Raw genomic sequence first — 26,571 nt, 5'->3', positions numbered from 1 at the left:
TAAAACAAATTTACCTATTATAGGTTATTAAAATGCTTCTAAAACTACTGATATTCGTCAGAATTCACAAGAAATTTAAAAATACGCAACTTGCTTACAATCAACTTATTAAATCATCCCACGAAAAAAAACGGTGAAAACCTTTTCCCGAAAAATAGTCTTCAAAACCTGTAAATTTGGTACTCATCACAAAATCACCGCCCCAGGCGCCCAGACTTTTCACAAAAACAGGGCAGTTTTCGAAATATTTTTCTTTTACGGTTTTTATTCCGAGAAAGTTTGAAAGTTTTCGTTCGTGAACTTCCATTAACTGCGAAAAATATTCTAAATTTTCACATGTCATTACTTCTTCAGTAATCCACGAAAATGCTTCAATCAGTTCAGGTGATTTCGGCTTCGCACGGTACATTTCAATGCCTTCGCGGCTGTCCTGTTTCTGATTGAGATGAATGAAAATAAGGTCATTCATAAAAACAGGATTGAAATCTACAGCTTTAATCAGTCTATCCCTATCAGTTTTCTGATAAAGAATGGCAGATTTTGCTTTAGCCACAGCAATATCATAACCGCTGCCGCCCAAACTCAATTCATTCAGTTCGAAAGCATCAATGCCAGCCCAATCTGCGAGATTATTCATCAGTGTCGAACTGCTTCCCAACCCATAATCAGCCGGAAACTGCAGGTTGGTTTTTAAATGATAGGATGAATCTGATCTGAATTTAATATCCGAGAGCTTCTGCACATTCTGCAAAACTTTCAGGACAAATTCTGCAGCCTGCGGAAGGTTAGTCGCTGCAATTTTCCAGGTTTTATAATCGATCTCTGCGCTCAGCCACAGCGAATTCTGATGATAAGCTTCCCAAAAAACCATAGAATTACCATCTTCGTTTTCTTCAAAAAAAAACTCCTGCCCCCATTTTGTAGGTACGGCAAGAGCCAAAGCGCCATCTAAGACGACATATTCTGAAGTGAGCAATAATTTTCCCGGTGAAAATAGGTTACCCATCATTCCTTACACTGCTGATGAAACGGTAACTTCGATGTTGATTTTCTTGATCAGTCCCTGCAATGTTTTTCCTGGACCCACTTCAATAAAAGTATCCGCACCGTCTTTAATCATATTCTGTACAGATTGTGTCCATTTTACGGGACCTGTAAGTTGCTTAATCAGGTTCTGTTTGATTTCTTCCTGATCGGTAACTGCTTTTGTTACAATATTCTGATAGACAGGAATCATAGGCGTTCTGAACTTCGTTTTTTCAATCGCTGCAGCTAATTTTTCCTGTGCAGGCTGCATTAATGGTGAATGAAAAGCTCCGTTTACAGCTAAGATCAAGGCGCGTTTTGCACCCGCTTCTTTCATTTTTTCGCAAGCAAGTTCTACTGCTGCAGTTTCACCCGAAATCACGAGCTGGCCCGGACAGTTATAATTTGCAGGAACCACAATTCCGTCGATTGAAGCACAAATTTCTTCCACTTTTTCGTCGGCTAAACCAAGAATGGCAGCCATAGAGCTGGGATTAGCATCACAGGCTTCCTGCATGGCATTGGCACGCGCCGCAACAAGTTTTAATCCATCGTCAAAAGACAATACACCGTTGGCAACCAAAGCGGAAAATTCGCCCAGAGAATGGCCTGCAACCATTTCAGAACCAATACCGTTGATGGTTTTGAGTGCAGCTACCGAGTGAATAAAAATAGACGGTTGGGTAACTTCGGTTTTTTTAAGGTCTTCCTCCGTCCCCTTGAACATGATTGAAAGAATATCGAAACCTAAAATATCGTTGGCAGATTCCATCAGATCTTTAATGTCTTTCCGCGAATCGTACAATTCTTTTCCCATACCCACAAACTGTGAACCCTGCCCAGGAAATACAAGTGCTTTCATATAAATTATTTAGAAAAAATTGACTCCGTTGATTTTTCAGAATAATCAACTACATATTTATTTATCATTGTCCTTTCGGATTTATCTCCCGGAGAAGATACTTTGTGTCTTAATTCGGTAACAAACGCACCACTCTGTAACCCTTGTTCACATAAGCGCCGTTTTTGGTTTTTTCAAACTCGAACTTAGTTGCCAACTGGGTCTGCACTTTGTTCATCTGTTTGAAAATTTCACCTTTTTTATTTTCGCGGCTCAGCATGTCATTCACAACATCGAAACCGATTACCGCATATTTAGAAGGCGTTTTGCAATATTTCTGTTTGTAGGCAGCCAAAATTTCTTTCTCGAAATCTCCTTCAGTATCAATTTTTCTGTCCATCAGATATACAAGATTGGCTGCGCTGAGTTCGTCAACTTTTTTCTCGAATACCGGCGAATAATACATACTGAAAGCTTTTACGTTTTCTACCTCTTTGGAAAGTGTAATCATTTGGTTGGCAAAGGCATCACCTACAGAATCTTTGTCATTGGCTAACACTGCAATAACAGGAGCCGACTGGCCGGTCATCATATTTTTATCCAACTGAATATCAGCCGGAGAATTCACGATATTAACGGAGGCATTTCTAATCGTTTTTTCCAGATTTGTTTTCAGATAATTGGCTTTTGATCTGTCATCATCAGCAACAATGTAAATTTTCTGGTCAGAATATGCATCTTTTACTTCCTTCACGATTCTGTCTGCATAAACCATTTCGTTGGTTTCGATAAGGATGAGATTATCATATTTCAAAAGATCATCAGTATTGGCGAATGGCGCGACAACCGGAATTTTATTCGATTTCACATAATCCAGAACCTGGAGTACACTCGATTTGAAGAACGGCCCGATAATTAAATCGGTATTTCCTGCATTGATCTGGGTTAAAGAATTCTTGAAACTTGCTTCATTACCTGCGTCGATTACTTTTACATCAAGCTTTTGGCCTTTTGCAGCATTTCTTTCAATGGCTAATTTCGCCCCTGCAAGGAAGTCGAGAGAAAGCGTTCTGGCTCTTGCATCATCAGTATCAAAACCGAAAGGCAACATCAAAACGACATTCAGTGCATCACCGGATTTTTTTACATAGCCCGCATCCAGCTTTTTGATTTTTAGGACCATTCCTGTCTTCAAACCTTGGGAAAGATTTGGGTTGAGATTTAATAATTCATCTAAACTCACACCGAATTTATTCAGAATTCCGAAAACGGTATCTCCCGCCTGTACGGTGTACGTTACATAATCATCGCTCACCGAAGTGGTTTCATAATTGTTGGTAGAAACCTCAGAAACTGGTGTAGCTTTTGGCTCTTCTACCGCAGATGTATTTGAAAATTCTCCTTTTACTTTAATTATTTCTCCGGGCTGCAAACCTCTTGCTTCAAGGCCGGGATTCAGCGCGAAAAGTTCTTTCTGGGTAAGTTTGAATTTCCTTGTAAGTTTATAGTAATTGTCTTTTTCCTGAATCTGGTAAGAATCTTCATCAGCCTTATTTTCTTCTGCTTTTACTTCAACCGCTGCCGTTTGAGGATTTGCCGCTGGAACATTTGAAGCTACAGGCTGGCTACCGCCAAATTTATTAATCTTATCTAAAGGCAACACCACTTCGTCACCAATTTTCATGTGCGAATCCAAATTTGGATTCAGTTTGCGCAAATCGGCTTCAGAAATCTGATATTGTTTTGTAATTCCATATACCGTTTGCTTTGGCTGAAGAATAATTTTACCTAATTCGGAGCTGGTTTGTTCACTGGCAACAGCCTTTGTAGCACCGGATTTATTTACTACCAAAACTTCACCGAGGGTAATTTTACCGTCTTTCACCTTCGGATTCAGCTTGTATAATTCATCAATGCTGATGCCGTATTTCTTCGAAATGTTGTAGGGATTGTCGCCTTTAACAACGGTATGCATTTTTTGGGAATACAACCCAGAAAATGTGATTAAACTTGAGAGTAAGAAAATTTTTCTGATCATCTGTTATGATAAATATGTGCAAAAATACTGCTTTAAAATTAAATGCTGAGAATAATTAATTCCGATCTATAAACGTCTATTTCCTGGTAACAATTTTGAAGCCATTCGTGGCCCAGGTCAGCGTAAAAAACTGAAAAGTTGAAAACACGCTCCTGCCAGTTCTTTCCGGGGTGAATTTGCAGAAAAAGCTGCTCCAAACGTTCGAGTTTTTCATTCTGTTTTATTTTTTCAGCGCGAAGAAGCCGTTTTTTCATCCTTGCGAAAGATTTCAGCTGACGCGTTTTCTCAGCATTCACAAGACTTCCGAAACTTTTCTCGGTAAGAGAAGCTTTCGCTGAAATTTCATCAAATCTCTGATTGACCAGTGATTCTTCTTCATTTAAAAGATTAAGAATTTCATTATCCTGAAGCAAAATATCTTTTGTTACCGCAGCAAAATTCTTAAAAAAATCATTGATCTCCAGACCGAATCTTTTTACTTTTTCCAGGTTTTTATCACGCACAAAAAGCAGGGAAACCCGCGGAATGAGAACCGGAAAAGCAAGGTTCGTTTTCCCGTAATAATCCTTCAGTTCCAGCCAGTACATAATTTCGGCATTGCCGCCGATATAGGCCAGATTCGGTAAAACCGTTTCCTGATAAACAGGTCTCATCAGCGCGTTTGGACTGAATTTTTCAGGATGCTTTTCAAGTTCTTCTAAGAGTTCTTCTTTAGAAAAAGTAATATCAGTATCAACAATTTGGAATTTTTCACCGTTACATTCGATGCGGTTTCTGGTTTCTGTAAGATAAAAGAGATTAATTTCCCGCGGATTCACCTGAACTTTTCCGTAAGCTTCAGATAAGTATGCTACCGTTTCTTTTGTAGATTCAAAAAGCTCCTGATGAAGAAGTTCATTTCGGAACCGCTCTTTCATCTGGCTTTTCAGTTTTACATCGTCACCATCAATCACGAGTAAACCGTAGCTTGCAAACAGTTCCTGAACTAAAATACGGGTCGCCTGAGCCAGTGAATTGCCTTTTTTATAGGCTTTTTTCATCAGCAAAATCAGTTCAGTCCCAAAAACTGAATCTTTAAATTCTTCCTCGAATTCGGATATAAAGAAATCATCTTCCACAATAATTCTTCCCACAGCTCCACCGGCTTTTGCCTTGGTTTCATAATACCTGTTTTCTGTTTTAAAGTGGTTGATTTCTTCAAAATCATGATCCTCTGTTGCCATCCAAAAAACGGGAACCGTATTTCTGCCGGGAAACTTTCTGTTTAACTCATCGGCGAGTTTTATCGTCTGCAGAATTTTATAAATGAAAAATGCCGGACCTGTGAAAAGATTCAGCTGGTGTCCCGTGGTTACTGTAAAAGTGTTTTCCTGAAGAACTGAATTCAAATTTTCTTCCTGTCTTTCAGAAAACTTAAAACCGAAATACTGGTCTTTCAGAACATCAAAAAGCATTTGCCTTTTTTCAGAACTAAATTCCTGAGCTTTGAGCTGAAACTGATGTTCAATATTTTTATCATTAAAAACCTGATTCCCGAAACCATCAACCTTCTGCATCAGAAAATCTTTGATGAGCTGCGGAATACTTTCAATATCCAGAAAAGATATGCTGTTGTTTTTTTCCATGATTTAACTGAAAAGATACCAAACGATTCCCAAATTCAGACGGAAATCGTAGATCGGATAATTGGGTGCGGTGAAGGATTTGTTCTGCATGAAAGTCGTGTTGAGATGCTGCGCTTCGATGAAGAAAAACATCCGCTTCACTTTCATATTAAAATAAACATCAGCAATCGGCTGCCCACCAATGGACTGGGAGTTTGCGTTGGGCAAAATAAATTCATTCAGCACCGGGAAATATTCTCTGGAGGCAAATTTGGTAAAATAATATACTTTAATACCCGCCTGAATTTCTGCGGCTTTTTTGAAGGCTTTCCCCTGCCAAAAAAGATTTGCGCGTCCCACAAAATTCGGCATCGGCAAAAGATCTTTATTGTTAATGGCACTCTGAAAAAGCACTTTCGGATTCAGATGGAAATTTCCGTAAGAAAAAGTAGCTTCGCCGCCAATTTGTGAAATATTCAAGGCCGATTCGCTTTGTTTCGGCGCTGCAGCCGCATCCAAATAGGTATAGTTATCGATTCTGAAGTAATTCGCAAAGACTTTGCTCTGGAACCATTTCAGGTTGACATCGCCACCAATTTCCGTAATGGTTTCGTTGGCTGGATTTTCCAGATAATAATTGAACTGTCGGTAAACCGAAGGATTCAGGAGTAAATTGAATGTCGGCGAGGCACTTTGGAAATTTACTTTCGCATTCACGAAATAACCTTCAATGGGCTCGAATTTCATTAAATTCTGAGAGCGTAGAAAAGTTCCGAATTCATTTCCGTTTGAAAATTCAAGATTTGAATTCAGGGCAATTTTATCCCAAAGTTTAATCTGAAGATTTCCCACCGCACCAATACGGTTTTCTGAAAGTTCCTGCGGAATATTTAAAAATGCCGGTAAAGGGGCTCCAACTCCCAATTTGATAAGCTGATGACGCACGCCCGCATCGAGTTTGAAATTTTCTTTATCGAAAAGCACACTCACCGTATTGCTCAGATTTTTGGAATATTTTTTAGACGACAGCGGATAATCAATTAAACCGGAGGCTTCATCAAAATAATACGGTTCCGCAGACTGCTGGTTGTAGTAATATTTATTTCCCTGATGAAAGATCGTGTGGCGGATCTTAAACGGAAATTTCTCAGACGAAAACGGCCGGAACTGCTGACTGAAATAATACCTGCGGTACCCAAAACGAGAATCGGACGAATTCAGGTTTACAGGAATATTCAGACGGTTGTCGAAATTGCTGTTCCCACTCAGGAAAAGATCTGTATCTGCAATGCCACCATTTTCCTGGTTGTTGACATTCTGATGGAGAAAATGGGCAAATGCCTCATACTTATTGTTTTTAGAAGTATAATGTCCCGAGAAAATAACGTTATTGTTCGACGCCAGTGCGTTTTTGTACATCCCGAGTGACCGCAAACCGAGATACTCCACCGCAAAATTGAAATTTTTGCCGATATTCTGTGTGTAGGTAGACTGCAGTTCAGCGCCGCTGCTTACCGAATTATGATAGATGAAGGCCGCGGTAGGCGTTTTCACATCATAATATTTCACATCATTGATGCCAAGAATATTGAAAGATTTGTTGGTCGGTAAAAGTGAAAGATTCTGTTCTGTATTCACCTCGAAAACCAGAGGGTTAAATCCAGAACCGATATTGGCAAACTGTATTCTCCCGAAATTATCGCGGTTATTGTACTGCGAGAAAATAAAAGTTTTGTCGTGGGTAAAAACCGTATCAAAAATTTTCTTCTCAGAAAACTGGGTGTGATACTGGTAATCGTAAATCGTAGGTTTAAAGATCTGCAGCGAATCTTTCCTGCCCGAATCGATCACAAGCGTATCCTGTGGTTTTACTCTGTTGGAATCGGTTTTATTCACAACCTGCGCGTTCATCCCGAATCCACAGAACAGTATACAGAGAAGAAGATATTTCATCCGTTTGCTTTTAATAATGAGTATGTTCAATAAAACGCAGCTGATCCAAAAATTATGGTCTTTAAGAATTTCTGCTTTCATTAAACCTGGTGTACAAATGTAAGAAATATGGGGAAATAAAAAACCCCCGTTTTAAAACAGGGGCTTTTCAGGTGTTATGAAGTTTTTTTACCAACCAGGATATTGAGTTATATTAAGATTGATATTTCTTTCTCTTAAAGGCATCGGGATTACAAAAAGCTTATCATTTGGAGCTACTTCGCAAACGATACTATAGCAGTTGGTAAGTTTTGCAAAACCTAAGTTATTTCTTTTAAGATCGAAGAAGCGGTGTCCCTCCGCGAAGAATTCTTTTCTTCTTTCGTTCAGGATATTTTCAAGCGTTGCTGCAGCGTAAGGTACTGCGCCTCTTGATGCCGCAAAATCATTGAGTTCGGTTAATGCCAACGCGGTGTTTCCTATTTTGAACAAGGCTTCAATTTTATTAAGTTTGGCTTCAGACATTCTGAAAATCTTTACATTCTGGGCAAAAGGCCCTTCACTTGTCGTTCTGAAATATTTTCGGGTCCAAATACCTCGCGGATCATCCTGGGTTGGAACCGCTGTGGAAGTAAACAGTGAGCGTCTTACGTCTGATGATGCAAAGGTACTATAAAAGTTTTGTGTAAATAAAAACCTTTTCTTGGAACCGTTGAATTCATAAAAAGAAGAAAGAGAACTGTTAATTCCAGGGTTTTCACCGGATGTCGCATTCATATTGATCTCCCAAACTGTTTCAGGTTGATTTTCACTGGAATTAATATCGGCCGCAGTAAAGTACTTCACATAATCTTCTTTGGAAACAAAATTGAAAGAACCACTGGCAGAATTAATTACCTGATCAGCGTAATCTATAGCCTTTTGGTAATCCCCCGCTTTACCTCTGGTAAGGTAAACCCGGGATAATAATAACCTCGCAGCTGTAGGACTTAAAAAGCCTTTGTTAGAAGGATTTTCATCAGTCATGATACTTAAAGCTGTGGTAAGATCAGTGATAATCTGTTCATATACCGCATCTACTGTAGCTCTCGGCAACTGCTGGTTGGGGTCATAATTTCCCAGATTCAGAGGTACACCAAATTCCTGATTCATATTCGAGGTTGGATTTGGCGAATAAAATGCTACTGCATAAAAATAACCTACAGCACGGGCAATCCTGGCTTCACCTTTAAGATTCAAAACATTAGGTGTATTTGGCAAAGCGGTATTGTTAACAACGGTATTGGCCAGAACGATCCCGTCGTAAAGATCATCAAGCATACCAAAATCTGATATGTCGGCCGACCAGTTTAAAAAGCCTGTATTTCTGTAGGCAACATCCGATGGAAGTGCAGTAATAAATACGTTATCTGAGATCAGGTCTCCAAATGCCAGAATATCAGCACCAAAAGCAGTAGAAGTAGAGTACTGGTCGTAAACACCATTTAAGATGCTTCTCATATCATTTTCGCTCCTGATAGCGTCTTCAATTGGAAACTGATCTACAGGACTTTCAATCAGGCGTTCTTCGGAACATGAGGGCAGCACGAGTAAAGAAGTAAACGCTGCTGCTATAAATATTTTTGTAAATTTCATTGTAATATTTTTTTAAAAGTCTAACGAAACACCAAACGAAACACTTCTCATGATTGGTGATGTGTAGTCATACAAACCTTTACCGGCCCACGACGCTCCGGCTGCATTGGAGTTCGCTTCGGGATCGAAGGTTAATGTTTTATCAAATGTATAAAGCCATAAGTTTACTCCTCTTAAATAGAGCGTAAGATTATCAACACCGGCATCTTTCAAAACATTTCCAAAGCTGTAGCTCAGTTTTGCTTCTTTAAGTCTTATGTGGTCTCCATCTCTCATCCATCTTGTAGACGGTCCTGCCGCATTTGATGGATTATTAAGCAATTGAATCGGATTAGAGGCAGTGGTATTCGATGGAGTCCAGCTGTCATAAAGCGCATCAGTGATTTGGTTGTTAATCGCCGACCCGTCACCTAAGATATAGTTTTGCCATCTGTTGTGCACAGAATATTCAAACTGACCGGTAAAGAAAGCACTTAAACTGAATTTCTTATATCTGAATTCACTTTTTAAACCTGCGGTATATTTAGGGAAAGGAGTTTTACCCTGCCATACTCTTTGTGCTGCGGTTCTATTGGTTGTGGTTTCAGTATGCGAAGCATCTGTCCAGAACATCCCTGCTCCCGTTTGGGGATTTACTCCTGCCCATTCATAGGTATAATATTCACCCAAAAGATGACCTTCGCTAATGGCACGCATACTGTTAGAAACTCCAGATAAATCAATTTGTCCAGGGTTTGAAATACTTTCCACCGTATTTTTGTTATAGGCAAAATTACCGTCGATGAGCCATGTGAACTCACCCGTAAAAGGTTTTACGCCTGCTGTTACCTCCAAACCACGGTTTAAGATATCCCCTACATTTGTTAAATAGCTGTCGGGTCCTCCCGCAGTGGTTGCAGTGGTGTAAGAATAAATAGCATCAACGGTTTTTCTTTGATACACATCGATGGATGCATTAAAAATATTATCGAAAATGGTAAAATCTAACCCCAGGTTATATTGTTTTGAAACCTCCCAGCGAAGATCCGGATTACCCGGCTGAGAAATCGTTGTTGCCTGATCGGCGGCGTATAATGACGTAGGACTTACCAATGCAAGAGCGTTGTACTGTACATACCATTGATCAGCGTAAGGAATATTTCCAATTTCCCCATAATTTGCTCTTAAAGTCAAAAGATTGAAGAACTCGGGAATAAAATTCTCTTCAGACATCGTCCATGCACCGGCTACAGACCAGAAATTCCCGTATTTTTTAAGACCTAAAGTTGAATTACCGTCTCTACGAACCTGGGCAGAAAAGGAGTACTTTTTATCCAGATTGTAGTTTAAACGGGAATAATACGAAATCTGCGTCCATTTCAAGCGGTCTTCCCATGGCTGAAGATAGTCGGTACCAAACGAAATATAAGGAATAGGCTGAGACAGATTATCAACCTGAGCACCTAAAGAGTAGTACTTGTGTTCCTGGTATTCCATCCCCAGATAAGCCTGTACTTCGTGTCTGTCATTAAAAGTATTTCGGTAGCTTAAAGAGTTATTCCAGTTCCAGTCAAATGCACTTGATCTACTTTCCAGAACATACCCGTTGTAGGTCAAACCATCTCCGATTCGCGGATCCCAATACGTTTTTTCATCCAAAGCCTGATACTGTACCCCGAAAAGTGAATTGGCATATACATTTTTCATCACCTGCAAATCTGCGGTTACCGAGGAGACAAAAGTTTTAATAGAACCCTTCATAAAGTCCATTTCCTGAATGGCAAGAGGGTTGAAAAAATCGTTCCCGTTACCTAAATTTGTTTGATTGTAGGTCCCATCGGGATTATATGCAGGATAAATAGGCGCAATATACCAGTTGGTAAGCCACGGGTTTCTGTAGGCACCGCCATCATCGTAGGTTTTTCTTTCTACATTCGTAAAATTCGCATTAAAAGCCAGATTAAATTTATCTGAAATTTTATGATCGATGGCTGAAGTTAAACTGATTCGGTCAAAATTACTGTTCAGAACCAAAGGCTCGTTCTGGTAATATGAACCGCCCAAACGGAAAGAGGTATTTTCACCCCCTCCGGTAGCTGAAACATTATATGTATTTACAATTGATGTTCTTCTCTGAACTTTTTCCTGCCAGTTTTCGTCACTAACTCCGTCATAATTATTATCTTCCGCAAACTGAGCGGTTGCCGCCTGTAAATCAGTAAAAGCGCCACTGTTTACCAGCATCTGCCCACCCCACTGTAAAAACTCATTGGCATTCATATATTTCTGCTTGTCAAAAGCAATATCCTGTACCGACATATCACTGGAGACGTTAAACCTGGTTTTTTGATTAAAACGTCCTCTCTTCGTGGTAATTACAATCACACCGTTGGCTCCTCTCGCACCATAAAGGGCAGTTGCAGAGGCATCTTTCAGTACCGCTACTTTTTCTATGGAGTTAGGATCAATACTGGCCAGCGGATTCCAGGATTCCATCACCTGGGCATTGTCGGAACCTTTACCAACAACCACTCCGTCGATAACATACAGCGGGTTTGGTGTACCGATTAAAGACCCAACCCCCCTAATGGTGATGAGGTTAGTAGAACCAGGATCTCCGCCATTTGTTGAAAAAGTTAATCCGGCTACTCTGCCGTTCAGAACTTCATCAACTGAGGCTACTGGCGTAGATTCGAAGTTCGCCTTTGACACCACAGTGTAAGATCCCATTTTAACTGCCGGATCCAACTTAATACCTCCTACAAGCACTACTTCTTCGATATCCTTTGTCTTCGTAGCAGTATCTCTCTTTGCTTTCTGAGCCATTAACGCATGTCCGCTAAAGAACAGAACACCAATGGTTAAAACTCGTAATTTTACATTCATATTAACACATTTTAATATTTTATCTCGCAAATATGTTAATTTATTTTAACATAGCCAAATTAAAATTTCCATATCCTTAAGTTATTTTTATTTTTGTTAACATAATAGCGAAATATAGGTGTTTTATTTTCAGAAGTAGTAGGCATACAGGGAAGGTTGGTGAAAATTACCTAATGTGCCCACCTGTAATAAAATGATAAAGCCACCCTTTCGGATGGCTTTATCGGATGAAAGCTTATTTAACTTGACTTAACAAAACTTGTTTCCGTGATTTTAAGAACTTGCAATAATTTGTTATATGCTAAAACAGATTCTAAAGTTCATTTTGCTCAACAAGTCCTTTGGATGCATCAATTTCCGCCTGTGGAATAAGCCATGTCCAACGCTTATCGTCCGCAGGGACGGTTAATAAGTTATTAACTACTACAGGTGCGTAGTTCGTGTTTGTTCTGTCCAATGGCATATTCAGCCTCTTTAAATCGAGGAATCTGAAACCTTCACCCCAAAGCTCAAGTCTTCTGCTGGCAAGAATTTCATCGATATAGGCTTGACCAGTTTTTGTGGAAGTTACATAGGCAGGATTTCTGTTTTGCTCTAACTGAGTGAAGACCACTTTTGATTGTGCTTCCTGGTTATTTCTTGCCAAAGCCTCTGCTTCAATAAGATACATCTCAGCTGACCTCATAAAAGGAATATCACCTAAACTTGTATTATTGTCAAGAGCTCCTTCTGCATTTACAGAAAGGAATTTTTGTGAGGTATACGGCACCTTAAGATAAGTTGAAGGCAGATTGAGTGAAGTATGCGCTCCGGTTGGATCTATCACCTGTGTTCTCACATCCGTTGCAGGGAAACTGTTGAAAAGAAGTTTGTTTACAACTTTTGGTGCCTGACGGATTTGTGATGAGTTATAGTTTCTGGACATATACGCATGGAAGTTACCGAAGTAATCAGAAGTAGCTGCAATCGGTTTATATCCCCACATCCATTCACTTACAGCATAGCTGTTAAATCCAGACTTATAAACCGTGTTGTTCATTAATGCAAAGCCTTGTCTTGCTTCATTTGCATAAGTAGCAGCGTTTGCATAATCCCCTGTTGTTAGCGCAACTCTCGCCATAAGGCCTTTTACCACATTTACATTAAAGTGTGATTTGTTGGATCTTGCTTTACCATTAAGTAAGCTGATTGCCTGCTGAAGGTCTGCCTTGATTTGGGTATAGTTAGCCTCCAGGGTAGCTCGTGGAATCGGAGTCATGCTATCATCCAATCTTAAAGGAACCCCCAGGTGAGTGTTTGCACTGCCGGGAACATATCTTTTTGCATAAATCTGATTCAGCATGAAGTAAGAATATGCTCGGAATGCGTAAGCCTCACCCATTACCCGTTCTCTTTCGGTAGCATCACCGGCAGCGGCAGGACCATAATTGATAAGATCGTTAGCCATTCTGATTTGCTCATAGAAGAAATCGTACGGATAGAAAAGATTACCAGAGTTAGCATTCGCATTATCCAGCCATCTTATAGTGCTCACAAACCAGTTCGGTCCAGTTGCAGGGAAAATAAGGTCTTCACCCATTACGTCCATGTAAATTAAGATATGGGTTGCACCATTTTGGCCCTGACTTGAATTTTGACGCAGGTGCATATTACGGTGCATCCCGTTGATTGCTGTAGTCATGTTAGCTACAGAAGAATACACGGTTGATGAACTCACAGAATCGGTAGGATCTGTTGTGAGATACTCTCTCTCACAGGATGCTGCCGTAGCAAGCAGTACAGATGCAGCTGCTACAAAAATTGATTTTTTATTGAAAAATTTCATTTTAATTTAAATTTAGAAGGTTGTACTTAAACCAAAGGTAACAATTCTAGAAGGGGAGTATCTGTTTGTGGTAGTACCGTTGAATGATTGATAAGGTTCCAAACCTTTTCTTTTGCTTGTCATCCAGATATTTTCACCGCTTACAAAAAGTTTAAGACTGGAAATTCCTACAGATTTAATAATGTCCTTATTAAAATTATACCCTAAGGTTGCATTTCTGAGCATTACATAACTCGCATCAATCAGCCATCTTGAAGAGGCCGCAGCTGGACCTGCAGTGTACGATGAGTTCAATACAGGCACATCGGTAATTTGTCCTGGAGTTGTCCATCTGTTAAAAATATCAGTATGAAGAGCACCACCCTGAGGATAAGCTGTCATTAAATTGGCATAGTTTGTATCATAGATTAAACCACCGAATTGATAGTTAAGCGCTGCAGAAAGTTCCCAGTTTCTGAAATTAACTGTTGTTGAAACATTTCCGAAGAAATCTGGTATTGCAGATCCTTGATACTCCAGCAATGCTTTATTAAGGTTTGTGGTAACCTTCTGGCCATTCACTGTTCTTTCGTCAGTCGCGTTAAGTACAGATTTAGCAGGATCCAGCACGAAAAGTCCTTGTCCGTCGGCAGGATCTACACCAGCCCAGGTTCTAAGATAGAATGCATAAATGTCTTTGCCCTGTTCAATTTTCTTCGTACCGTTGATAAAAGATTCTTCAAGTTGAGTTACTTCATTTTCATAGGTTGAACCAAATGCAGTGATATTCCATTTTAAGTTTTGATTGCGGATTACATCTGCTGAAAGCGTTACTTCATAACCCCTGTTTACCATTGCACCGATATTTGTCACAACTTCGTTACCGGGTATACCTGCGTTAAGCGGTTTCTTCGTTGCAAAAAGAAGATCACGGGTCTCGGAGTTGTAATATTCTAAAGTACCTTTCAGTCTTCTGTCGAACAATTCAAACTCTAGGGCAACGTCACTTTGTGCTTTTGTTTCCCAGTGAACATCAGGATCAGCTACGGTGGTAAGAATCGTTCCTGCTTCGGTTCCATTGTTGTAACCAATTCCGTATAAAGATTTGAATGCATACCAGCTCGAAAGGTTGTCATTTCCTACCTCTCCATATGATGCTCTTAATTTCAGGAAGTCGATTTTGCTAATCCCACTCATAAAGTTTTCTCGTGAAATCACCCATCCGGCACCAGCTGACCAGAAAGACTGCCATCTTACTTCATCTCGGAAACGCGAGGAACCATCCCAACGGATAGATCCTTCAAGAAGGTACTTCTCCAGATAATTATAATTCGCACGCCCGAAATAACCCTCCTTACTTCTTCTGTTGAATGATGAACTTAGTGATGAGTTGTCTACGAAATTATCGAATTCGAACTGATCTTCCAGAATCTGCTGTCTCTTATAACCATATAAATAGTCATATTTTTCCTCGAAATTTTCGTGACCTGCCATTAAAGTGAAGTTATGATCACCTAAAGATCTGTTGTAAGTTAAGATCTGGTTCCACGTAAAATCTCTTCGGAAATAGGCCATTCTTGCAGCAGAACCAATTCCTATTGCATCACCAATTAGCGTATTGGTATAGGTCTTATTAAGTGTTCCCCTGTAATTGTATGCTCCGTTAGTACGGAAGGTTAATCCTTCTAAGATCTGTGCTTCTGCAAACACGTTACCCTGAATACTGTAGGCGTCAGTAATATTATCATTCAGTAGTGTTTCCCATACAACGTTTCTTCCAGATGCAGCATCAGGCCCACGCATCGCTCCATTATCGTACATTACGTTTCCATCAGCATCGTACATTCTTTGCCCTGTAATCGGATCATGTTTATAAGGACTATAGATCGGCCCCATTCCGCGTGTCCATCTGTATGGGTTTACAAATGCTGCGTTATTGTTTTCTCCATCTACTGCATTAGAACCGCTAGAGAAGGATCCATTAAGACTGGTCCCTAAGTTTAACCAAGGCTTAACCTGTGAAGTAGCATTCAAACGCAGTGTCATTCTCTCAAAGTCAGATTTTATTACATATCCCTCTTCTTTCATATAGTTTAGAGATGAATAAAAAGTACTCTTATCGTTACCGCCAGAGTAAGAGATGCTGTGTTCGTTGCGCAGACCTGTTCCCATGATCGCATCTGCCCAATCGAAATCATTATATTTCAGTTGCGCATTTGGGTTGAAAACTCCATCAACGATCAGTTGGTTATCCGGAACATTAAATACATTGGTTTTCAGGTTACCTGTAATTAGGTTAGCAGTAGCATAAGCATTAGCAGTTGCTACAGTCTGGCCTGCAGTAAGCAATCTACCATTTCTCATTGCTTCCCATGTAAGCAAATAATAATCTTTGGGACCGACACGGTCATATTCCTGTACAAATCTACCAATGATACCTGTACTTGAATTAAGGGTTACTCGTGAGGAATTTTTCTTCCCTCTTTTAGTAGTTACCAGGATTACACCATTTGCAGCCGAAGAACCATATAGAGATGTGGAAGCAGCGTCTTTAAGAACGTTAAGACTTTCGATATCATTGGGGTTAATCGAGTTAAGGTTTCCGGAAAAAGGAACACCATCTACTACAATCAGCGGTGAGTTACTCGCCAGGAATGAACCTGCACCACGGATTCTGATTGCGGGCGAATCACCAGGCTGTCCCGAAGACGCTGCAATCTGAATACCTGCTCCCGCTCCATCTAGAGCCTGAAGGGCATTGGAAATCGGTCTGTTTTCAATCTCTTTCGCACCTACTTGAAGGTTAGATCCTGTTAATGTTGATTTCTTTTGCGTTCCATAAGCCACTACAACCACCTCATCAATATTCTGAACTTTGGTAGTGTCGCTCTGTGCAGACAAGTGTTGGGCAGCAAAAAACATGGCCCCAATACTCAATACTCTTAATTTCACATTCATATTAACACTTTTTTAATATTATTGCGGCAAATATGTTAATTTTATTTAACATTACAAACTGTTTAATTATTTAATCATGAGTTTATAAAAAAATTGGTGAGATTTCTGTAATAATTATTAATATAAATGATTAAAATCCTAATTTTTTTGCATTTTATATAAATTCATAGCCATATAACACAACTTGGTTACAGAAACTTAACTTAAGTCCGCTGTAATTTATAATCAGTACAAATAAGATTTTTAATGCGTTTACTCGTTAGCTGCCAGGCTTGTAAGTTAGAATAAAAAAGGAGCAGAATAAATCTGCTCCTCATTAGTAAAACCTGTATTCTGATTATTTCAGCTTAGGGTTATTGTTGATTTCCGCCTGTGGAATATCCATGGACAGTCTGTCGTCATCATAGCTAAAAGTTTGGCCTGCGTAGAAAAGGTGGTTAGGCCCTCTCTTGATGGTAGCCTTGTTTCTCTTCATTGCCAGGTAACTCTTACCTTCGCCCCAAAGTTCAATCTTGGTTTGCAGATAGATTTCATTAAGTAATGCAGTTCCGGACAAACCATCAATATAACTTACATCAGTAATTCTCTGGGTAAGGAAGTCCTTAAGGATTGTTTTTGCCTGACCCTCATTGCCTGATTTTGCAAGTGTTTCAGCTGCTAATAAATGGAATTCGTCTGCTCGCATAAACAGGTAATCTGTTGTAACGATTCTCTGTCCTCCGATTGTTCTCCCCGGAGCATAGAACTTATTTGCAGGAACTGAAGGATAATCAAATGCTCCAGGTGCGTTTGCAGGTGCCATTGTGAAACCGTCTGCAGTTTCGTTAATAGATACAAACTGATTCTTTCTGATATCATCAGCTCTTATCGCGTTATACAAATCAAGGTCAATTGATTTCGCGTCTCCTACCCAAGAGTAAGAATAAGTAAAGATATCTGCCTGTCCCCACCAGCTGATGAGATCTAGATCATTTGCCTCTGTAAGGTCGAAGCCCCACATCCAGCTGTTTGTCTTAAGGTCGTTGAAACCACCTCCGGATCCGGTAACTTCATCAAAAACGGTTTCTTCTTTGGTCGTTTTAGGGAACTTAGCCATAATCTCCTGAGACAATGTAGCTGCTTTTGCATTCTCACCCATTGCTGCATACGTGTAAGCCAGTAATCCTTTAGCAACATCCTGGTTGATTACCCCTTTATTTGCACGGGAGAACCCTTGTAATAAGGTAACTGCATCAGTAAGATCTTTTACAATCTGAGCATAAATTTCAGACTGTGTTGCTTTTGGCTGGGCCTGTACTCCTGCATCAATATACAAAGGAATAGCCGGTGCAGCCGGATCATATTTCGTAGTGAAATATTGGGTAAGATAAAAATAGGCATAAGCACGCATCGCTTTCGCCTGCCCCATTGCAGCTTTATCCGCCGCTGATGCAGGAACTGCATCATTACCGCCTAACCCGGCAATTACGTCGTTTGCAGCATATGCAATCCGGTAATAATACCTCCATGGCTGGTAATTCGCGTTGTTGGTAAAGTCAGTAGTCGCAGTAAGGTTAGCGATATTTCTGTACCATCCATAAGTTACACCGCTCAGTACCATATCTGCAGAAAGCATATCGGATACCAAATCGTAACCTTTTTGTCCGTAGTCATCGTGACCTGTAGTACCACCAGTACCGGTGTTTACCATCATCAGGTAAAGACCGTTCAGTTTAGCCTGAGCTGGCGGGTTTGCCAGAGTTTCTGTAGGCTCGCTCTGCAAAAACTCCTCTCTACAGGAAGTTGTGGTTAGAAGCAGTCCCATTAGGGAACTTAATATAAGTATTTTTTTCATTTTCAGTAAAATTTAGAAGTTTGTTTTTACACCAAACGTGATGGTAGAAAGTGGTGAATATCTGTAAGTATTACTGTTTCCTGTTTCAGAAGTAGTAGGGTTGAAGCCCTTTCTCTTCGTCTGAATCCACAGGTTATCACCTGTTAACGAAACAGTAAGTCCGTTTAATCCAAGTCCAGCAAAATATTTGTTCGGCATGGTATAAGCCAACCTTACATTATTAAGTACAAGATAGTCAGATTTCGTAAGGAATCTGGTTGACATACTGTTGTAGTTGGTATCGCCGGTTCTGTTACTTGTTAATCTTGGAACATTGGTAATATCACCAGGGTTCTGCCATCTGTTCAGGATATCGGTATGCCAGTTGTTGTTACCAACTACACTGTTGTGCATTAATCCCGCATATGCGAAATCGTACGAATAACCACCGATTCCGTAAAGGAACTGTGCAGATAATGAAAGTGCTTTATAACCAGCGTTTACAGAGAATGCACCTCTTAAATCTGGGATTGCAGATTTACCTACATATTTCTGAGTTGCCTGCGTATAAACCTCGGTAGTTGCTTCTAAAATAGTAGCTCCCGGGTTTTGTGCCAAGAATTCTGTTAAAGATCCAATCTGCTCACCTGCATCGAACTTGCCGTTACCGTTGTTATCGGTATAGCTTACGTTCCACATTGCAGCACCTGTTTGAGGGTTAACTCCCGCCCATTCTCTCATATAGAAATCGTAAAGCGAGTGACCTTCCGATCTACCGAATCCTGATTCTGCAAGATCAATAATTTTTGGAAGACCTGTAGTGGGATCAATCGGCATTCTGGTTAATTTATTGTTTAACCACTCTCCGTTTAATGAAAGATCTAAATAGAAATCTTCTTTATTGATCACGTGACCGGTTAAAGTAAATTCAACACCCTGGTTAACCAAAAGACCGTCGTTTACTTTCATAATTGCGTTACCTGTAGAAGGTGCAAGTCTGTTATCAAAGATCAGGTTATCAGTTGTTTTGTGGTAATAATCTACAGCACCTTCAATGATTCTGTTCTTGAATAATGTGAATTCCATACCGGCATCGAAAGTCTTGGATTTTTCCCATGTTAAGTCTGGGTAACCAATTCTGTCGAATGCAGCCGCAGGAAGAAGCATAAAGTTACCCGGGTTATACACATTGTATCCTGGATAGTACCCTACACCCGACTGATCACCAACGGTTCCGTAGCTTGCTTTGAACTTAAGCTTGTCGAATACGCTGTTATCCTGCATAAAATTCTCTTTGTTCACAACCCATCCTAAACCTACAGAGTAGAACGTATCCCACTTATCGTTTAAGAATCTTGAAGTACCGTCTCTTCTTACACTTGCAGAAACTAGATATTTCCCGTTGTAATCATACATTGCCTGACCGAAGTAACTTTCTAACGCATAGTTGTAAAGGTAAGAATAGGCAGGGTTCTGGTTGATCGCGTTGTTGAACTCGCCACCATCAGGAATTACAAGACCGTATTTAGATGCAGACAGGTAATTATACTTCCAGTCCGTACTTTCGTGTGCCACGAATGCCTGAACACCATGGTTCCCGAAACGGTTCATATAACGTAACAACTGAAGGAAGTTATGGGAGAATAACTCGGTACGAACCTTGTAAAGAGATCCGTACTGGGAAGCCGAACTTCCGTAATATGGATTGCTATAATCGTTTCTTGAGTTATTGTAGTACTGACCACCGATTCTCGTTTCGAAACTTAATTTTTTGGTAATATCAGCCTTTAAGAAGAAGTTGGCGTTAACCTCATGTTTTTTTCTGTTGTCTAAATCGTAAGTGGCATCGGCAATGGAGTTGGTAAGAGCACCGAACCCTCTGCCGGTACCGTAATCATACTGGTATCCACCATAATATGGATCATTTACGAAGCCACCCTGAGCATTTCTAAGAAACAATGGATAGATAGATGGAATGTTATCTACGAACCAGAAGATACTTCCACTGTCTTCAGTCTGTCCGTTTCTGTCGGTATCAGAGTAAGCATAACCCATGTTGAATTCTCCTTTCAACCAGGATTTTGCCTGATGCGTTAGGTTTAATCTACCACTGTAACGCTCGTACTTGGAGTTAATGGTATAACCTTCATCTTTTAGATAACCTATACCAGTATAGTAAGTCGTTTTACCTTCACCACCACTGATACTGAAGTTGGTTTCAGATCTCATGGAGGTTTGGAAACCGTAATCTTTCCAGTTTTCCGGGCTGTATTTTCTGGTAACGCCTTCTCTCACCATTTTCGTCGCAGGATCGATCAGCTGTGCCGCATTAGCGTTCCACATATTGTATTGTGGTCTGATACCTGCACTGGAGAACAAACGTGCGTTTGCATAAGCTACAGGATCTGCACTTCCGCTGAGTTTCCCTTGATTATAAAGTGCTTCCCAGGAAAGACCGATATACTGCTCAGGGCTTCTGATTACATCATGACGAGGAATAAGCGGCGCATTGAAACCGATTCTGGTATCAATGGTTACCACGTCTCTTCCAGATTTACCTTTCTTGGTCTGGATCAATACCACACCGTTCGCACCTCGGGAACCGTAAATTGCAGTTGCAGTCGCATCTTTCAGTACAGTCATATTCTCGATGTCATCCGGGTTGATTGCCGATACGTTGCCGTTGAAAGGAATTCCGTCAAGTACGTACAATGGCTCTCTGTTACCACTTACGGAACCAAATCCTCTAATTCTGATCTGCGGCTCAGAACCTGGCTGACCAGAGGTTGTAATTACTCTTACCCCAGCTGCTTCTCCGGTAAGGGCCTGCGCCACGTTCGATACATTTTTCTTGGAAATATTTTCGCTCCCTACTTTAGAAACCGATCCCGTGTAATCTTCTTTTTTTACAGCGGTATACCCTACAATTACAACTTCATCAACTTCAGCTACCCTTGTTGAATCCGTTTGAGCTAGCGCAATTCCTCCTCCTAAAAAGAAGAGAACTCCTGCTCCTAGCACTTTAGATTTTAAATTCATATTAACACTTTTTTAATATTATCCGCGCAAATATGTTAATTTTAATTAACATTCGCAAGCGCATGAAAGCATCGTTAATAATAATCAAATTCATTATTCACAAGCATTTAAACAAAGGTTTGAATTTCCCAAAAAATGCACCTGAATAAATTTCGCTTTCCCTAACTATTTAATAAAAAAGCTACAGAAAAGATAAACTGCGATTTTTTAAAATTTTAACAATTAATTATTTCCCGGATAAAAAAAAGCCTGCTTTTCAGCAGGCTTTATATCAACTAAACTGTTATTTCAGTTTTTTCTTAACGGCAACTTCTTCATATACTTCCAGGATATCACCAACTTCAATATCGTTGTATCCTTTAATATTCAATCCACATTCGTAACCTTTGGTTACTTCCTTTACGTCGTCTTTGAAACGTTTCAAACTTTCCAGTTCGCCATCGAATTTCACAATACCGTCACGCAGTAATCGGATTTTCGAATTTCGGGTGACTTTTCCGTTTAGAACCATACAACCGGCAATAGTACCGACTTTGGTAATTTTAAAGGTTTCACGTATTTCCACGTTACCGATGACCTGCTCCTGAATTTCCGGAGAAAGCATTCCCTCCATCGCTTCTTTTACTTCATCAATCGCTTTATAGATGACCGAATAGGTACGGATTTCTATTTCTTCTTTATCAGCAAGATCTTTTGCATTGACACCTGCTCTAACGTTGAATCCAATCATAATCGCATCAGATGCTGCTGCTAGAAGTACGTCGGATTCGGTAATCTGACCAACTCCTTTATGAATGATATTAATACTGATCTCTTCCGTTGAAAGTCTCTGTAACTGATCGGAAAGTGCCTCAACAGAACCGTCCACGTCACCTTTAAGGATAATGTTGAGTTCTTTGAAATCTCCTAAAGCAATACGTCTGCCCAGTTCATCAAGAGTAAGGTGTTTTTTAGTTCTGATTGATTGCTCTCTCTGTAACTGCTCACGTTTGGTTGCGATTGTTTTCGCTTCTCTTTCATCCTCAAAAACTCTGAATTTGTCACCTGCTGTAGGCGCTCCGTCAAGACCAAGAACCGTTACCGGAATAGAAGGACCAGCTGCCTCCATCGGCTTCCCTCTTTCGTCAAGCATTGCTTTCACTTTACCGTGATTTTTCCCTGCAAGAATGTAATCTCCTACTTTAAGAGTTCCGGTCTGCACAAGAATGGTAGAAATGTATCCTCTTCCTTTATCCAAAGAAGCCTCGATCACAACACCCTGAGCATTTTTGTTAGGATTGGCCTTTAATTCCAACATTTCCGCCTGAAGCAATACTTTTTCAAGCAAAGCATCCATATTGTTACCGAATTTAGCAGAAACTTCCTGACACTGAACATTACCACCCCATTCTTCTACCAAAACATTCATTGCAGAAAGCTGCTGGCGGATATTATCTGGGTTTGAGTTTGGTTTATCTACCTTGTTCAGCGCAATAATCATTGGAACACCCGCTGCCTGTGCGTGGGAAATTGCTTCTTTAGTCTGAGGCATCACATCATCATCCGCTGCAATTACAATAATTGCGATATCGGTAATTTGTGCACCCCTGGCTCTCATCGCGGTAAATGCTTCGTGACCCGGTGTATCAAGGAAGGTAATTCGCTGACCGTTTTCTAACTTAACATTATACGCTCCGATGTGCTGGGTAATTCCTCCGGATTCACCGGCGATGACGTTCGTTTTTCTGATATAATCGAGCAAAGAGGTCTTACCGTGGTCAACGTGTCCCATTACGGTAACAATTGGCGCACGCGGTAACAGATCTGCCTCGGTATCGGTATCTTCTTCAACTGCAGATTCTTCAAGATCCGCATCGGAAAATTCAATCTTATATCCAAATTCGTCAGCTACGAGTAATAAAGTATCAGCTTCTAAACGCTGATTCATGGTCACCATCACTCCTAAGGAGAAACATGCGGAGATCACTTCTGTCGGGCTCACGTTCATGAGACTTGCCAATTCACCTACGGTAATAAATTCCGTCACCTTCAGCGTTTTGTCGGCAGCATCCATCTCCTGCTGGAGTTCATCCTGCTCACGTCTGTAAACTCTTTTCTCTTTTCTGTATTTAGCTCCTTTATTCTTACCGCCTTTATTGGTAAGTTTTTCTAAAGTTTCTTTGATCTGATTCTTAACCTGTTCATCTGTAAGCTCTACCGGCATGGTTGGCGCACCCCTACGGCTGCCGCCTTTTCCGGCATTTCCTCCACCTTGATAGCCTGGTCGGTTACCTCCCTGACCCGGACGGTTACCACCCTGTCCCGGCGGACGGTTACCCTGCGGACGGTTGCCCTGCTGAGTACCTGCCTGACCTGGTGTTCCTGTACCCGGAGTATTGGGCTTCTCGATTCTTTTTCTTTTCTTTTTCGCTGCAGCACTGTTGGCTCCTCCCTGTGGTTTCGGTTTATTGAACTGGGAAAGGTCAACGGTTTGCTTTAAAATTTTCACCCCTTCCAGTTTCTGATAAACGGTTTCTATTTTATCCGACTGGGCTTCTTCTGCAGCTTCCGGAGATTCTTCCGCAGCCGGAGCTGGGGTTTCAACCTTTGGAGCAGGAGTTTCTTCAGCTTTCACTGCAGGTTTTTCCTCTTCTTTTACAGGCTGATCTTTTTTGGAAGACTTCGGCTTGCTGCCTTCGATCTGCGAAAGATCAATCTTATCCAACACTTTGAATTCCTGTTTTTCCGGAGTGGCAGGAGTAGGCACAACAACCGGTTCCTCCTTCACTTCAGGTTCCGGCTCTTTTACCGCAGGAACTTCAGGTTTTTTTGGATCAAGATCAATTTTACCCAAAATCTTTGTTTCGGGTCTCAAGCTTGTTTTGGCTCTTATTACCTCAGGTTTTGACGGTTCAATTTCCAGTTTTTCTTCCGGAACTTTAATCATCACGACCTCATGAGAAGCTTTTCTCTGTTCACCGTCTTTTGCGAACTCAGCTTCTAATGCAGAATATGCCGACTCTTCCAATTGAGCGTTAGGATTACTTTCTACCTCGAATCCTTTGGACTGAAGAAATTCTACCAGTCTTGTCATCGAAATATTAAATTCCTTTACCGCTTTGTTTAATCTAATTTTGGGCATGTATAATTTATACTTTTGTTTTAATTTTTGGTAAAGTTAATTATTTTAACATTACTCTAGCTATTTTCAAGGATTAGTCTTCAAACTCCTCCTTCAAAATCTGTTTTACTTCTTCAATCGTTTCTTCTTCGAGGTCAACCATTTTCAAAAGCGCTTCGGTATCTTTATCTAAAATACTTTTTGCTGTGGTAAGACCTACTTTCTCGAATTCGTCGATTATCCACTGTTCGATATCGCCTTCTTCGGTACCTGCAAATTCTTTCAGTTCTACGTCATCATCTTCGCTGGCTTCTCTGTACACATCAATTTCATATCCGCTTAACCATGAAGCAAGTCTGATGTTCTGTCCCTGCTTTCCGATTACCCGTGAAATTTCTTCTACAGGCGTGTAAACCATGGCATACATGGTCTCCGGATTAATTTCAATTTTATTGATGGTAATGTTTCCTAAGGCTCTTTTCACCATAATTTCAGGGTTTTTAGACCACTGAATTACATCAATATTTTCATTTTTAAGTTCGCGTACTACGCCGTGAATTCTTGATCCTTTAACGCCGACACATGCTCCTACCGGATCAATTCTGTCATCATAAGCATCTACCGCGATCTTCGCTTTTTCACCAGGGATTCTCACTACTTTCTTAAGAATGATGGTACCGTCCTGAATCTCAGGAATTTCAAGTTCAAGCAGTTTCTCGAGGAATTTAGGAGCGGTTCTTGAAACAATGATCTGTGGTTTCGAGCCTTTGAAATCTACACTTTCTACAATCGCACGTACGTTTTCTCCTTTTTTGAAGAAATCAGAAGGAATTTGGTTTTCTTTCGGAAGGATGAATTCGTTATCCTCGTCATCAATTAAAATCACGTGTTTGTGACGGATGTGGTGTACTTCACCCACAACAATTTCGCCAATCTTATCCTTGAACTCTTCGTACAGCATGGCATTGTTATGCTCCTGAAGTTTGGTTGATAAAATCTGCTTCAAAGTAAGAATACTTCTTCTTCCCAGTTTTTCGATCGGGATTTCAACGGTAAAATCCTCACCTACCTCGAAAGTAGGGTCAATTTTCTTTGCTTCAGAAATCTCGATTTCCAAATCATCATCTTCAGACATCTCGTCTTCAACGATGGTTTTATTTAAAAATATTTGGAAATCCCCTTTATCGGGGTTTACAATAACATCGAAATGATCATCGGAATCAAATCGTTTTCTTAATAAAGTTTTGAGCGAGTCTTCAATAATCGCCATCAGATCAATCTTGCTGATGCTTTTTTCTTCTTTGAAATCGCCAAATGCTTCAATTAATGCTAAACCGTCCATATGTATAAGTGATATATAATGAATGTAGGGCGCGAAGCCTTTTCTTCATCTTTTTGTTATTAAAATTTTATTGTTACCAGTGCTTTTTTAATTTCAGTGTACGGAATTTCCTTCTCTTCCACCACATCTACTTTTCCTTTTCCTACCTCTTTAGGTTTACGGTATCTTAAAATAAGCGTGATTTTATCCTCATCAACTTTTGCAAGCTCACCTTCAATCTTCGTAGTATCTGTCAGTAAAATATCGAGTTCGCGGCCAATGTTTTTTCTGTACTGTCGCGGCGTGGTTAAAGGTTCGCTTAATCCGGCACTCATTACCTGGAGAGAAAAATCGTGTTCCTCACGATCCATATTAAATTCGATAGCGCGGCTTGCATCCAGGCAATCCTGCAGGGTAACCCCCTGATCACCGTCAAGAATTACCGTAATATCATCTGCCGCCGAAAATTTCAAATCGACCAGAAACAAATCTTCTCTTTCTTCCAGAAAACTGCCCAGCAGCTCTTCTATCTTCTTTCTAAATTCCATATCTTTCATTTGAGTTACGAAAAAAGGCATTCTTGCGAAGGCCTTTT

14 protein-coding genes are annotated in these 26,571 nt (G+C 40.3%); all 14 read right to left on the bottom strand.

The annotated features are described in order from the left end of the window. Positions 1-100: 100 nt before the first annotated feature. Positions 101-1,006: a GYDIA family GHMP kinase gene (locus CDW55_RS05060; RefSeq protein ID WP_088468602.1), complete on the bottom strand. Its 906-nt coding sequence runs from the start codon at positions 1,004-1,006 to the stop codon at positions 101-103. 6 nt (positions 1,007-1,012) lie between these two features. Further along, a complete protein-coding gene (gene fabD / locus CDW55_RS05055; RefSeq protein WP_088468601.1) occupies positions 1,013-1,888 on the bottom strand; it encodes an ACP S-malonyltransferase in 876 nt (291 codons plus the stop codon). Positions 1,889-1,997: 109 nt separating this feature from the next. Further along, positions 1,998-3,905 carry a LysM peptidoglycan-binding domain-containing protein gene (locus CDW55_RS05050; protein ID WP_088468600.1) on the bottom strand — a complete coding sequence of 636 codons (1,908 nt, stop codon included), beginning with the start codon at positions 3,903-3,905 and terminating at the stop codon, positions 1,998-2,000. A 38-nt stretch (positions 3,906-3,943) separates the two neighbouring features. Next, positions 3,944-5,530 carry a bacillithiol biosynthesis cysteine-adding enzyme BshC gene (gene bshC, locus CDW55_RS05045; RefSeq protein ID WP_088468599.1) on the bottom strand — a complete coding sequence of 529 codons (1,587 nt, stop codon included), beginning with the start codon at positions 5,528-5,530 and terminating at the stop codon, positions 3,944-3,946. A 3-nt stretch (positions 5,531-5,533) separates the two neighbouring features. After that, positions 5,534-7,462: a putative porin gene (locus tag CDW55_RS05040; RefSeq protein ID WP_088468720.1), complete on the bottom strand. Its 1,929-nt coding sequence runs from the start codon at positions 7,460-7,462 to the stop codon at positions 5,534-5,536. A 168-nt stretch (positions 7,463-7,630) separates the two neighbouring features. Beyond that, positions 7,631-9,076, bottom strand: coding sequence for a RagB/SusD family nutrient uptake outer membrane protein (locus CDW55_RS05035; protein ID WP_088468598.1), 1,446 nt, complete (start codon positions 9,074-9,076; stop codon positions 7,631-7,633). A 12-nt stretch (positions 9,077-9,088) separates the two neighbouring features. Next, entirely contained in the window at positions 9,089-11,941 is a 2,853-nt protein-coding gene (locus CDW55_RS05030) for a SusC/RagA family TonB-linked outer membrane protein (protein ID WP_088468597.1), read from the bottom strand. Between the two features lie 313 nt (positions 11,942-12,254). Continuing rightward, positions 12,255-13,766, bottom strand: coding sequence for a RagB/SusD family nutrient uptake outer membrane protein (locus CDW55_RS05025; protein WP_088468596.1), 1,512 nt, complete (start codon positions 13,764-13,766; stop codon positions 12,255-12,257). 12 nt (positions 13,767-13,778) lie between these two features. Next, the gene (locus CDW55_RS05020) at positions 13,779-16,703 is read right to left on the bottom strand and encodes a SusC/RagA family TonB-linked outer membrane protein (RefSeq protein WP_088468595.1); all 2,925 of its coding nucleotides are present in this window, start codon (positions 16,701-16,703) and stop codon (positions 13,779-13,781) included. A 337-nt stretch (positions 16,704-17,040) separates the two neighbouring features. Continuing rightward, positions 17,041-18,537, bottom strand: coding sequence for a RagB/SusD family nutrient uptake outer membrane protein (locus CDW55_RS05015; protein ID WP_088468594.1), 1,497 nt, complete (start codon positions 18,535-18,537; stop codon positions 17,041-17,043). A 12-nt stretch (positions 18,538-18,549) separates the two neighbouring features. Beyond that, positions 18,550-21,555: a SusC/RagA family TonB-linked outer membrane protein gene (locus CDW55_RS05010; protein ID WP_088468593.1), complete on the bottom strand. Its 3,006-nt coding sequence runs from the start codon at positions 21,553-21,555 to the stop codon at positions 18,550-18,552. Between the two features lie 283 nt (positions 21,556-21,838). After that, positions 21,839-24,676: a translation initiation factor IF-2 gene (infB, locus tag CDW55_RS05005; protein ID WP_088468592.1), complete on the bottom strand. Its 2,838-nt coding sequence runs from the start codon at positions 24,674-24,676 to the stop codon at positions 21,839-21,841. Positions 24,677-24,749: 73 nt separating this feature from the next. Next, positions 24,750-25,997 (bottom strand): transcription termination factor NusA, encoded by a 1,248-nt coding sequence (gene nusA, locus CDW55_RS05000; RefSeq protein ID WP_088468591.1) that lies wholly within the window; start codon positions 25,995-25,997, stop codon positions 24,750-24,752. Positions 25,998-26,056: 59 nt separating this feature from the next. Then, complete coding sequence (rimP, locus tag CDW55_RS04995) at positions 26,057-26,524, bottom strand: ribosome assembly cofactor RimP (RefSeq protein ID WP_088468719.1); 468 nt, start codon at positions 26,522-26,524, stop codon at positions 26,057-26,059. Positions 26,525-26,571: the final 47 nt, after the last annotated feature.

Origin of the sequence: Chryseobacterium sp. VAUSW3, from assembly GCF_002205795.1 — a bacterium.
Lineage (GTDB): Bacteria > Bacteroidota > Bacteroidia > Flavobacteriales > Weeksellaceae > Kaistella > Kaistella yananensis.
The sequence above is the reverse complement of the archived record's forward strand: the minus strand, read 5'-3'. Positions and strand labels throughout refer to the sequence as shown.